At 64.4% G+C, this 11,688-nt stretch carries 8 protein-coding genes; 6 read left to right on the plus strand and 2 right to left on the minus strand.

Annotated features, from left to right (window positions below; translation table 11 throughout):
- The 6 genes from BLS50_RS01715 (at position 1) to glmS (ending at position 8,325) form a co-directional block, all read left to right on the plus strand.
- The gene (locus BLS50_RS01715; RefSeq protein WP_074800286.1) at positions 1–996 is read left to right on the plus strand and encodes a bactofilin family protein; all 996 of its coding nucleotides are present in this window, start codon (positions 1–3) and stop codon (positions 994–996) included.
- 10 nt (positions 997–1,006) lie between these two features.
- Positions 1,007–2,020 (plus strand): YaiO family outer membrane beta-barrel protein, encoded by a 1,014-nt coding sequence (locus tag BLS50_RS01720; RefSeq protein ID WP_053526736.1) that lies wholly within the window; start codon positions 1,007–1,009, stop codon positions 2,018–2,020.
- A gap of 13 nt (positions 2,021–2,033) precedes the next feature.
- Positions 2,034–2,804 carry a hypothetical protein gene (locus tag BLS50_RS01725; protein WP_074800289.1) on the plus strand — a complete coding sequence of 257 codons (771 nt, stop codon included), beginning with the start codon at positions 2,034–2,036 and terminating at the stop codon, positions 2,802–2,804.
- Positions 2,805–3,138: 334 nt separating this feature from the next.
- Positions 3,139–5,277, plus strand: coding sequence for a polysaccharide deacetylase family protein (locus BLS50_RS01730; protein ID WP_074800292.1), 2,139 nt, complete (start codon positions 3,139–3,141; stop codon positions 5,275–5,277).
- A gap of 92 nt (positions 5,278–5,369) precedes the next feature.
- Entirely contained in the window at positions 5,370–6,458 is a 1,089-nt protein-coding gene (locus BLS50_RS01735; RefSeq protein WP_069232470.1) for a hypothetical protein, read from the plus strand.
- A gap of 49 nt (positions 6,459–6,507) precedes the next feature.
- The gene (glmS, locus tag BLS50_RS01740; RefSeq protein ID WP_074800295.1) at positions 6,508–8,325 is read left to right on the plus strand and encodes a glutamine--fructose-6-phosphate transaminase (isomerizing); all 1,818 of its coding nucleotides are present in this window, start codon (positions 6,508–6,510) and stop codon (positions 8,323–8,325) included.
- Positions 8,326–8,802: 477 nt separating this feature from the next.
- Here the strand turns inward: glmS and BLS50_RS01745 are convergent, their stop codons facing one another.
- The gene (locus BLS50_RS01745; RefSeq protein WP_256333910.1) at positions 8,803–9,159 is read right to left on the minus strand and encodes a Mov34/MPN/PAD-1 family protein; all 357 of its coding nucleotides are present in this window, start codon (positions 9,157–9,159) and stop codon (positions 8,803–8,805) included.
- Positions 9,160–9,486: 327 nt separating this feature from the next.
- A complete protein-coding gene (locus tag BLS50_RS01750) occupies positions 9,487–11,574 on the minus strand; it encodes a DUF262 domain-containing protein (RefSeq protein WP_074800298.1) in 2,088 nt (695 codons plus the stop codon).
- Positions 11,575–11,688 lie beyond the last annotated feature (114 nt).

The raw sequence follows: 11,688 nt of genomic DNA on the forward strand, positions 1-11,688 counted from the left end.
ATGACGACCTTCAATGTGATGGTGCCGGTGGCCAGCGTACTCGCCCTGCCGTTCCTGCCGATGCTGCATGAACTGATCCGGCGCAGCGACGTCGCGGCACTCCCGATCGGCGACGGGCCGTTCGTCGATCAGGCGCTGCTCGCCGCGCGCTGGCACGACGCGCTGCGTGCCCACGTGGCCGGCACGCCGCCGGCGGATGCGTCGGCCGTGCCGCCGTGGCAAACGCTCGGGCTGGCCGTGCAGCACGCGGACGCGATCCACGTCGCACGTGACGCGCATCGCGACGACGTGCTCTACGCCGATCGCACGATCACGCTCGACGAAGGCGCGCAGGCCGCGTACGCGTTCGCCGACGAGCACATCGACATCCATGCCGGCGCGACGATCGGCACGCTCGCGCATGCGCCGCTGATCGACGTCGACGACGCGGTGCTGCGCGGCGTCGTGGTCGGCGACACGGTGCGCCTGCGCGGCGCCGGCGGCTTCGCGTGCCTGTATGGCGAGCCGCTCGTCTTCGGCGCGGCGCCCGGCCCGCGACCCGCTGACACCCCGGCCGCCCCGCGCCGCGCGATCTCGCTCACCCGCCACTTCGCGTCGCTGCCGCATCGCTTCCTGCACGGCCGTTACCTGCTGCCGTGCGACGTTCGCCTGCCCGCGCACACGGTCGTACAGGGCAACCTGATCGTCGAAGGCGCGCTCGTCCTCGGCGAAGGCTGCGTGCTGCGCGGCAGCGTCAAGGCGCATCGCGTCGAACTCGAACGTCATGCGTTGCTGCACGGCGCGGTATTCGCGCGCGACGACGTGTTGCTCGCCCACGCGAGCTGCATCGACGGCGTCGTGTCGGCCGGCGGCCTGCTGCGACTGACGGGGGCGCGCATCGGCGTCGCCGGTCACCCGGTCAGTGCGTGCGCGCGCGACGTCTCGGTCGTCAATCATGCCTGCGTGCATGGCGATCTCGTGGCGTGGCGCAGCGGCTGGTTCCACACATCCCGTTAAGGAGCGCCTCATGTCCGATCGCCCCAGCCATCGCGGCCCGCGCGTGCCGGTTGCCACCCTCGCGATGCTGTGCGGCGTCGCCTTCGGCGCGCCCGCGGCGCTGGCGGAGCAGCCTGACGATGCCGCCGCCACGCCGGCCGTGCAACCTCCGGCCCCCGCGACCGTCATCACGCCACGGATGCGCGACGAGTCGATGTTCGTGCGCGTGGACGCCGAAGGCCTGCCGGACGGCGTGCCGCTCGCCGAGTTCACGCCCGAGGACACGAACCGGCCGCCGCTGCCCGATGCAGTCGTCACGCATGTGCAGGCGCCGCAGGAATCGCACACCGAATTGACGCTCGGCTATTCGAACGCACACCTGACGCACGGCTACGGCGACTGGTACGGCGTGCATCTGCGCGGCGTCTACCAGGATGGCGGCCGCACCGTGCTCGGCGAATTGGCGCAACTGCACCGCTTCGGCGAGAACACGCAGCTCGGCGCGCTGACCTACGTGCAGGACCTCGGCCCTGACTGGTTCGGCGGGATCGGCTTTTCCGGGACCACATCGGGCACGATCCTGCCGAGTGCGCGCGTCGACGTGTCGATCAACCGCAAGCTATTGTCCGATCGTTCGCTGGTGGTGTCGCTCGGCGCCGGCTACGCATGGAACCGCAGCGGCCACCGCGATCAGCTGTATCACGCCGGCGTGATCTGGTATGCATTGCCGAAGTGGATTTTCGAGGCGGGCGCGAACTATACGGTCGATTCACCCGGATCGGTGAAGGCGCCGGCGTACTACGGCGCCGTCACCTACGGCGAAGTCGGCAAGAGCGTGATCGTGCTGCGCGGCGGCGTCGGCCGCGAGGCGTATCAGGTCACCGGGTCCGGCACGCAGATCGCGGATTTCCGCAGCCACGAGATCACCGCGAAATGGCGCTACTGGTTCACGCGCAAGTGGGGAACGCAGCTCGAATTCGACTATTACCACAACCCTTACTACTCACGAATCGGCGGCGAGCTCAGCGTCTTCTATCGCTGGTAACCGGGCGGGCGCCATGCACACGCATCCCGTCCGTCCTCCCGTCGATCGTTCGCTGCGCACCCACGCGTACCCGCAGCGCTGGCTGTCGTCGATCGCGCTGCTGACGCCCGCGCTGTACGCGTCGCTGTGGTTCGGCTTGCCGCTGGCGTGGCGCTACTGGCGCTCGGTCATGGCGTGGGGCGCGCACCAGCTCGATCCGGCGCTTCACGTGATCGTGATCGGTTACCCGCCCGACGCACCGCGCGTGCCGCTGCTGTCGATCGACGTCGCGGCCCGCATGCCGGGCGGCATGCTGCTGGCCGCCACCGCCGCGCTCTGCGCGACCGGCTTCGCCGCATCTTTCATCCGGCGGAAGAACTGGTTGCCTGTTGCATATCTGTTACGTATCGCGAGCTTCACCCAGCTGCTGATCTGCGCATACTTCTGGCTTGCGCCCGGCACGTTTCCGTATGTCCCGCAATTGCACCTGCGCGACATGTTCGTGCTGCACGGCGCGGCGATCGCAGTGATCCCGCTGGTGATGGCCGCGCTGTACTACCCGCTCGATTTCTCGCTGCTGCAAAAAGCCGTCGCGTCGCTGCTGGTGCTCGGCTACTTCGTGTTCGCGCTGCCGTTCGTGATGCTGCTGCACGCGACGATCATCCATCACGGCTCGCTGCTGTTCTTGCCGTTCTGCTATTTCCTGCTCGGCGGGCCGCTGCTGATCGGCCTGCTGGTCACGCTCTATACCTACTGCGCAAGCTGGCCCGGCGCACTGACGCGCGATCGCGATTCCGTCTGCTGATAGCGCGTTCAAACGCGCCGTATCAGCGATGAAACGAATCCGCCGCGTTTCCGGCCCTGCCGCCCGGCCCGCATCGCAGGAAGCCAGCAGGACCGGGCCTCCTGCGCCAATGGCACGTTGTTCGCTTCTTTCAATACGTCGCATCGAGTCCTCTCATCGGCGAAGGCAGCGCGGCGCCCCGGCGCCCTGGCGCGATCCGTCCGCCGTCGACATGCACCGCTCGATACCCGACGAACCGGACAGCCGCACACACCTACGGGGCTGGATTGGTCGACCTCGCGGCACGCGCGTTCCGGCTGCCGCACGCCCCCATTCCTTGAGCGAGGAGCACACCATGTTGGCAAAGTCAGGCAAGTTCTTGCGGATCCTGTTCGCGCTGTTCGCGCTCGCGTTCGCATTCAGTCCGGGCGGCGTTCAGGCGGCCACCAACCAGCTTCTCCTGTTGGTGCCCGATACGCTGACGCTGCCCGATTCGCGCGTGTCCGCATGGCTCGACAGTGCGCAGGAAGAAGGGCTGCAGATCAAGGTGATGACCGACAGCCAGTTCATGGCGGCCGGCGCGTCGCTGTCGCAGTATCCGGGCCTGATCCTGCCCGACCAGGTGCATACGACAGCCGCCGATGCGCTCGTGACGGCGATCCAGAACTACGCACTGAACGGCGGCAAGGTGATGCTCGTCTACGATTTCGGCGTGCTGAATTCCGCCGGCTTCTACGTCAGCCCGAAATCGCGCTTCAGCAGCATGGTCGGTGTGGACTACGTGCTGTATGACCAATACGGCGGCAACATGATCGGCCTCGGCAACGTGACCGGCATGAGCAGCTGGCTGCGCACGCTCCAGGTGCCTCCCGGCAAGTCGATGGCATGGACCACGGCTTCGTCGAGCACCACGACCGCGACCGCGCTCGCCTCGACGAGCACCTCGGGCACGTCGACGAACACGTCGTCGGGTAGCGCGCAGTTTCTGGCCGCCAGCCCGTCGAACCCGGGCGGCCTCGCCAATTACAACCACGACGCATGGTTCAAGTACACGACGCCGCCCACGGGCAGCGGCGTGCTGAACCAGACCACGCCGAAGCTGACCGGCACCGTGACCGGCAAGCTGAAGAAGACCACGACGTATACCGCCAATTCGCTCCTGAGCACGTCGACCGGCAAGACGGCCAACACGCTCGCGTCGACGCTGGCCACCACCAGCGACACGCTCGAAGGCATCTCCGGCTACGTGTACGGCTTCCTCACCTATCCGAGCTTCGTCACGCAGGGGACGTACACCGGCACGACGATCCTGACCTCGCCGACCTTCGGGCTGGTGTCCGGCTACAACACCTACGGCAACGGCGGCGTGCTGTTCGTCAACCTTCCGCTCGCCTACCTCGACGGCCAGACCGACGGCATGCTGATTCACGGCTACCTGCATTATTTCGGCACACAGATGCTGAACCTGCCGTCGCTGTCGCCGCTGCCGAAGGCGATGGCCGGGCTCGTGTTCAACTGGCACTTCTGCGCGGGCGACCAGATCCAGCCGGCGCTGCAATTGAAGAACCTCGGCGTGTGGAACAACGGGCCGTTCTCGCTCGTGATCACGGCCGGCCCGGACGAAGCGACCTTCGGCGACGGCAACGGCGTCAACCTCGCCAACAACCCGACCGCGCAGAACCTCGTCAAGTATTTCCTGACCAAGGGCCATCGCGTCGGCAGCCACGGCGGCTGGATTCACGATTACTGGGGGGCGAATGCGAGCGAAACGAACGCGAGCACGTTCACGCAATACCTCGTGATGAACCATCAGGCCGTCCAGGCCGCGACCGGCCAGCCGGACGTCGAATACGCGGCGCCGGAAGGCAACACGCCGACCTGGTCGGTCAACTGGCTCGAAAGCAACGGCTTCAACGGCTACTACTTCACCGGCCACACCGGCTCGGCACCGACCCGCGCATACCGCAACGGCGCGTTGCTGAACCCCGGCCTGTGGGCGTACCCCGTGATGCCGTTCGGCAAGTACGCGACGTTCGAGGAGTTCCAGCAATACGCGGTGCCGACGGCCGACGTCAACAACTGGTACGCATCCCTGATGAACTTCGTCGTCGCGAACCGCACGAGCCGGTTGATCTATGCGCATCCGCTGGGCGCGTCGTCCTACACGTCGACGTTGTCCGCGATCTTCTCGCAAGCCAATACGCTGAAACTGACGGGTCAGTTCAAGTGGTACACGATGAGTGACATCACGACCTTCGATCGTGCACGCCTGAACGTCACGTGGTCGGCCACCGACACGGGCAGCGGCTGGACGTTCGCCGCCAGCCATCCGACCAGCCTCGCGAACATGACGTGGCTCCTGCCGAAGAAGGGCTTCGCGCTGCCGGTCATCACGCAAGGCTTCGGCAGCGTCGTCATCACCGACTCGACGTACTGGCTCGTGACCGCGAACAGCGGCACCAGTCTCAAGTTCACCAGCGCCAAGGTGCACTGAGCCGCGACATCGACACACCCGTCGGCGCGTGGCGCGGCCAACGCCGCGCGCGGCGGGATTTGCGCAGGACCATCGCGCAGGAGCCCCCCATCATGAACCGGCCCGCGCTTTTCCCGGCCGCACGCGCACGCGTGGCGGCCACCGCCCGGCTATGCCGCCTCTGGTGCGTCGCCTGCTGTGTCGCCGCGTGCGGCGTCGCGCTGCAGGCGAGTGCCGCCGAACTCCAGCTCAACGGACTCTACCAACGCCCCGACGGCGCGATCACCGTGCGCCTGAACGGCGCCGGCATCGATCCTTATTTCGCGGCGAAGGCGCTGCTCGGCGCCGCCGACGCCGGGCTCGACGCCCATCAGGCCGCGCTCGCCTGGATCGCGTGGCTGCTGCCGCGCCAGCGCCCGGACGGCGGGTTCGATCGCTACTGCGTGAAGAGCGGCCAGTACAGCTCATGTGCCGAAGCCGACGCCGACGATGCGATGATGGCGACCTGGATCGAACTGCTCGCCCGCTTCGCGCCGCCCGAGGGCCTGCCCGCCGCATGGGAACTCAGCCTCGATCGCGCGGCCGCGCATCTGGACGCGCTGCTCAGCAAGCCCGCGGGCGTCTATCAGATCTCGTCGACGCTGCACGTCGCGCTGCTGATGGACAACGTCGAGGTCCACAGCGCGTTCCAGGCGCTCGCCGCGTATTACGTCCGGCATGGCGACGCCACGCGCGCCGGCCCGTGGAGCCAGCGCGCCGACCGGCTCGCGTCCGCGATCCTGAAGGTGTTCTGGCGCGGCACGCAGTCCGGCTTTCGCGCGAGCACGCAGCGCATCAGCGACACGACGTTCTATCCGGCGAAAGTCGCGCAGGTCTTTCCGCTTCTTTCCGGTATCCAGGTTCCCCAGCAATCGAACGAGACGATCTACGCGCAGTGGATGCAGAAGTACGGCAAGACCTGGCTGCAACTCGCCAGCTCCGACTATCCGTGGGGCTTGATCGCACTGGTCGCATTCAAGATGAACGACATGAACACGGTCGCGTGCTGGCATGCACGATCGGGGCCGTACCGGCACGGCGCGCACTGGAACGTACTGGAGGAGGCGCTTTACCTGGCATTCGAAAGCCGGATGGCCGACCCGGTCGCACCCGCTCGATGCGGCTTCACGACGGCGGCGACAACGGAGACCGCGTCACGCTGATCCACGCGTGCGCACGGTCCGGGGAAATCTACAGGGAAGGAGACGTGTCATGTGTGGCATCGTCGGCGCGGTCGCGCAACGGGATATCGTCCCGATTCTGATCGAAGGTTTGCGCCGCCTCGAATATCGCGGCTACGATTCATGCGGGGTGGCGACCGTCGTCGACGGCCAGGCACGCCGCGAGCGCAGCATGTCGCGCGTCGCCGATCTCGACGCCCACGTGCGCAGCGCCGGCCTCGCCGGCAGCACCGGCATCGCGCACACGCGCTGGGCAACCCACGGCGCGCCCGCAACGTGCAACGCGCATCCGATCTTCTCGCGCGACGAAATCGCGCTGGTGCACAACGGCATCATCGAGAACCATGAAACGTTGCGCAAGCAACTGTCCGACGAGCACTACGAATTCGACGGCCAGACCGACACCGAGGTAGTCGCGCATCTGATCCACAGCAAGTATCGCGGCGACCTGCTTGCCGCCGTGCGCGACGCGACCTCGCAACTGCACGGCGCCTACGCGATCGCGGTGTTCAGCAAGCACGAGCCGCAGCGGCTGATCGGCGCGCGGGCCGGCTCGCCGCTCGTCGTCGGCGTGAAGGACGGCGAATGCTTTCTCGCGTCCGATGCGCTCGCGCTCGCCGGCATCACCGACCGCTTCATCTTTCTCGAGGAAGGCGACATCGTCGAACTGACGCCGGGCGGCGTGCGGGTACTCGATCGCACCGGCGCGCCGATCGAACGCGCGATACAAACCATTTCGTCCGTGCAGGGCGTGGTCGAGCTCGGCCCCTACCGGCACTTCATGCAGAAGGAAATTTTCGAGCAGCCGCAGGCCGTGGCCGCGACGATCCCCGATGCCGGGCTGTTCGATCCCGCCGTATTCGGCCCGGACGCCGCGCGCGCGTTCGAGCAGATCGACAACGTGCTGATCCTCGCGTGCGGCACGAGCCACTACTCCGGCCTGACCGCACGCCGCTGGCTCGAGACGATCGCACGCATCCCCGCGCAGGTCGAGATTGCGAGCGAATACCGTTACAGCGATGCGCTCGCGACGCCCAATACGCTGGTGGTCAGCGTGTCGCAATCCGGCGAGACCGCCGACACGCTCGCCGCGCTCAAGTACGCGCAGGCGCTCGGCCACATCGACACGCTGGCGATCTGCAACGTGCCGACCAGCGCGATGATGCGCCAGACCGGACTGCGCTTCCTGACGCGGGCCGGCCCGGAAATCGGCGTCGCGTCGACCAAGGCGTTCACGACGCAGCTCGTCGCGCTGTTCATTCTCGCGGTGACGCTCGGGCGACTGCGCGGCTACGTCGACGATGCGCAACTCGCGCGCTATACGACGCAGTTGCGGCGCCTGCCCGGCGCGCTCGAAGACGTGCTGGGGCTGGAGTCGCAGATCGCGCGCTGGGCGGCGGAGTTCTCGCAGCATGAAAACGCGCTGTTTCTCGGGCGCGGGCTGCACTACCCGATCGCGCTCGAAGGCGCGTTGAAGCTGAAGGAGATTTCGTATATCCACGCGGAAGCGTACCCGGCGGGCGAGCTGAAACACGGGCCGCTTGCGCTCGTCACGCACACGATGCCCGTTGCCACGATCGCACCGAACGACGCGCTGCTCGAAAAGCTCAAGTCGAACATGCAGGAGGTGCGGGCGCGCGGCGGGCAGCTTTACGTGTTCGCGGATGCCGATACGCGGATCGACAACGGCGAAGGCGTGTCGGTATTGCGGATGCCGGATTATTACGGGTTGCTGTCGCCGATTCTGCACGTCGTGCCGTTGCAGTTGCTCGCGTATCACGCGGCGTGCTTGCGGGGCGCGGATATCGACAAGCCGAGGAATCTGGCGAAATCGGTGACGGTGGAGTGATGCGCTCGCGTCATCCGGGGTGGCGTGCTCAGGTGCATTAATTTCGGTTACGAAGCCCCGATTCAGTTTTGGTTACACGGCTCTTTCCGGCCGCTGAGCCGCACCTGGCAAGCGGTAACCAAAACTGATGCCTCGGGGGGCGCTGGAGCATTTTCTAGCGCCCTTCGTTTGCGCACGGCACCTCGGATTTCGCCTTCACGACGCATCGGCCCCTGGAAGCCGCCGTCGAGTCAAGAGGGCTCCACGCGAGCCGTTCGGCGAGCGACACCAACCGAGTCTATGTCTTCAGCAGTTGCGCCCATGGAGGAAGGTTTGAAGCATCGGCGCGCGATAAGCGATGCCTTTTAGACGCTTAGGCAGCGATGGACGAGGGGAAATGCCATCACATGGCCCGAATGCCCTCCGGCCGTCATTGTTCCACTTTGAGGGGCATCCTGCGGCTTCACGGTTGCGGGGAGCATTCGTCCGCTATTCAGTTCAACTTTCGCTAGGCACGTCGGCAGTTTCCCCACGCAGTTCGCCACGTCGGCCCGCTCCAACCCACAGCACGTTGCGAGTACCTAGAATCAGAAACATCATGAAGTCGCTCTTTTTTGCGCAAATCTTTCGCCATTCCCCGGTATCGATTGACGACGGTGTAGGGACAGCTTCCGGATGGGTATGCCACTCACCGAGGTAGTCCATTGTCGCGCGCTCGGCTTTCCAGAGGTCAAGAGCTATTTTCTGATGCCCATGTGCCTGTCGTCGAAAACCGTATCCGTGAAGGACTAGAGGGCATCGCGCAAGCGTTCGGAAAGCAACTCGCCTTTGAGAGCGGCGCCGAAGTGCGCGCACATCTCAGAAGCGGGCGCGTGCTTGAGTTCTGAGAGGCGCGCACAAAAAAGCCCGGCGCCGGACGAGGCTTTTGGTTGGCGAAGCCGGCTTATCCGGCCGCGAGTACTACCGACGAGTTCGAACAGACGCCAGAGGTAGCCGAGTTTCGCCGCCTATTCCGAACCCACTGGGGAAGGACGGCTGGTGGAGGAGGGCACAAACTGTAATGCCGGTGTGCAATGAAGTTGCCAAGCCGGCTCCACCGATAGGTCTATGGCGAGCGAACCTTGTCACAAAATTATTGGTTGGCCCGCCTATGCTGGTTCAATCTGAGTCCGCGCAAGCCGTTTACCCAAGCAAAGCGTCCACCAGCGCGTTGAGGGCACGACCGTCAACCTGCCGGCCATTGCTTGCCTCCCCTGCGTAAACTGCGTCAGCTTTGTCCCCAAACAGATACGGGAGATATGTGCTGTAGTTGTCTGGCGCCTCGGTCAATCTGAATGACCAGCGCTCCTCCGCAAACTTGAGCATGGCGATGCCGCGGGCAGCAATACACGCAACAGTCCAGTCACGCCCGCGAAAAACTTGTGCCACCTGGGTTTCCGAGTGGCTGCCGACCTCGTAGGACATAAGCTTGCTGTTAGTGCCGCCTTTTGCCCGGAATGGCAGGTTTGAGACGCTCGAATTCACCTTGTTCGACAGAAGCATCAGGTTACCGAGTGAGTGGACCACGGCCTTTCTCAGGGCTTTGGCGCGGCCATCGATGGGGATGGCTCTATCCCAGTAACCGTCCTCGTCAGGCGTCTGCGGGAAGATGTGCTCTACCGTCTTATCGAAACTGAATTCGTCCCACGGCCATTCAAGCGCAATGGGTTTGTTGCCCGCCTCACGCCGGGCCTCTTCGTATTCGAGCAGGAGGAGCCGGGCAAATGGCCACCTGTAGTAACCGGTGCCCTCCCTGAGTCGGGCCGCTACCTGCCGCTGTACATCAGCAGCGGAATACACGCCCACCCACTCAAAGCGCGGGTCAGACCAGGAGTCGCCAACCTCCTCGTTATCGATATAGGCCTTCACATAGCTCTTCGCAAACGCGATGGCGTCGTCTGCAGGCATCGTAGGCAAGCCCTTATCCTTCCAAGGGCAGTCGAGCGAGTCTGGGCGCAGGAGTGAGTGCGCCATCCGGTTCATATGCGACCGACCGAGGTGACTCGCTCGCCCCGACAAGTTGAGCACCAGTACGATAAAGCGCTCGACCTGCTCGAGAAGCCCTGCGACAGGCTTAATGTCCGCTTCGTATGCGCGAGGCTCCCCAAGCGCCTCAGAGTTGAGCGCAGTGGCCCGCATGTAGGCGGCCAGGAGGAGCGGCTTGAAATAGGCGTGGCCAATGCGTGCAATACGCTCCAGGTGTAGCTGATGCGTTGTGGGCATCAGTTTGGTCTCGTGCACGTGAGACCACCAAACCGCTGCTTGTTCGAGATTGCGGATATATGCGGACACGTCTTCGAGCGCCAACGACTTGTTCTTCGCCGTAAAGGTCTCATTCAGCAAGACATTGTCGAGCCAGTCTGCGTCCTTGACTTCGCCGAAATAGGCAACTGCGTGCGCGCGGAGAAATTCGTCGTCGTGGTTCTGTGTGGCCGGACTGCGGCCAAGGGACGTATAGATGCCTTTCCAGGCGAGATGAACCTGTTCGCGTAGCGCTCTGCCGTTCAGATGTGGCTCGTCGGTGCTGACGTCGACCTCGGCGTCCCGGGAGGGCAACACGTTGGTCAGGTAAATCAGCCGGTTTTTTAGTAATTCGAGCGTTGAAAGCTTCTTGCCGCGGTTATTCAGCGTCTCAAATGCAACGTGAATGTCGAAATCCGGGTGCGCATCGAGCACGAACAACCGGAATCGGTCGAGCAGGACATCCAGATACTGGCGCGCGTGAAAGGCATCCGGTAGTTCAGCGGCGCGCTTTCTGAAATATTGCGCGGCATTCTTGAGGTTGGCGGCGTAACTGGAGCAGTCGGGGCCGACACGGGCGGCCGCATTTTCGTCATTCAACGTCCAGAAATTGAAGTAGGTCTGCAATTCGGCGTTGTCAAGGAAGCTTACTTTGAAATCATGCCTCGCAGCGGGTTGGCTCTCGCCCTCCGATGCGCTTGCGCGTCGGGCGAGCGCACTGGCAAGCGTCATAGCGCTAATGACTCGCTGCTGGCCGTCAATTAGCTCCACCGACTGCAGCGTCGCGTTGTCTTCATTCAGCTGGCGCATCAGTACAACACCGGTGAAGTGTTCTTTGGCTTGGGAGGACACGGTGACGTGAAGGTCGTTCCACAAGGCTTCCAGCTGCGCTTCGCCCCAAGCGAAACCGCGCTGGTAGTCCGGGATGTGGAAGTGATAACCCGCTAGCAGGTCACCGAGTCTTTGTAGTTCCGCAGACGAAAATGCCAATTGTTACCCCGAAGTCGTGACGTGTCCGTTCTCTAGTGCCGGTTATTATGAAAGCTGCAACCTTTTCAATCATAGCTTGCACCTAGACCGAACGGTTAGGTGCCAAACGACGTC

The sequence above is a fragment of the Burkholderia orbicola genome (genome assembly GCF_900100915.1).
In the GTDB taxonomy this organism is placed as follows: Bacteria; Pseudomonadota; Gammaproteobacteria; order Burkholderiales; family Burkholderiaceae; genus Burkholderia; species Burkholderia orbicola.

Coding starts and splice junctions, on each gene's coding strand:
- BLS50_RS01715 (WP_074800286.1), top strand. CDS start 1: ATGACGACCTTCAATGTGATGGTGCCGGTGGCCAGCGTACTCGCCCTG.
- BLS50_RS01720 (WP_053526736.1), top strand. CDS start 1,007: ATGTCCGATCGCCCCAGCCATCGCGGCCCGCGCGTGCCGGTTGCCACC.
- BLS50_RS01725 (WP_074800289.1), top strand. CDS start 2,034: ATGCACACGCATCCCGTCCGTCCTCCCGTCGATCGTTCGCTGCGCACC.
- BLS50_RS01730 (WP_074800292.1), top strand. CDS start 3,139: ATGTTGGCAAAGTCAGGCAAGTTCTTGCGGATCCTGTTCGCGCTGTTC.
- BLS50_RS01735 (WP_069232470.1), top strand. CDS start 5,370: ATGAACCGGCCCGCGCTTTTCCCGGCCGCACGCGCACGCGTGGCGGCC.
- glmS (WP_074800295.1), top strand. CDS start 6,508: ATGTGTGGCATCGTCGGCGCGGTCGCGCAACGGGATATCGTCCCGATT.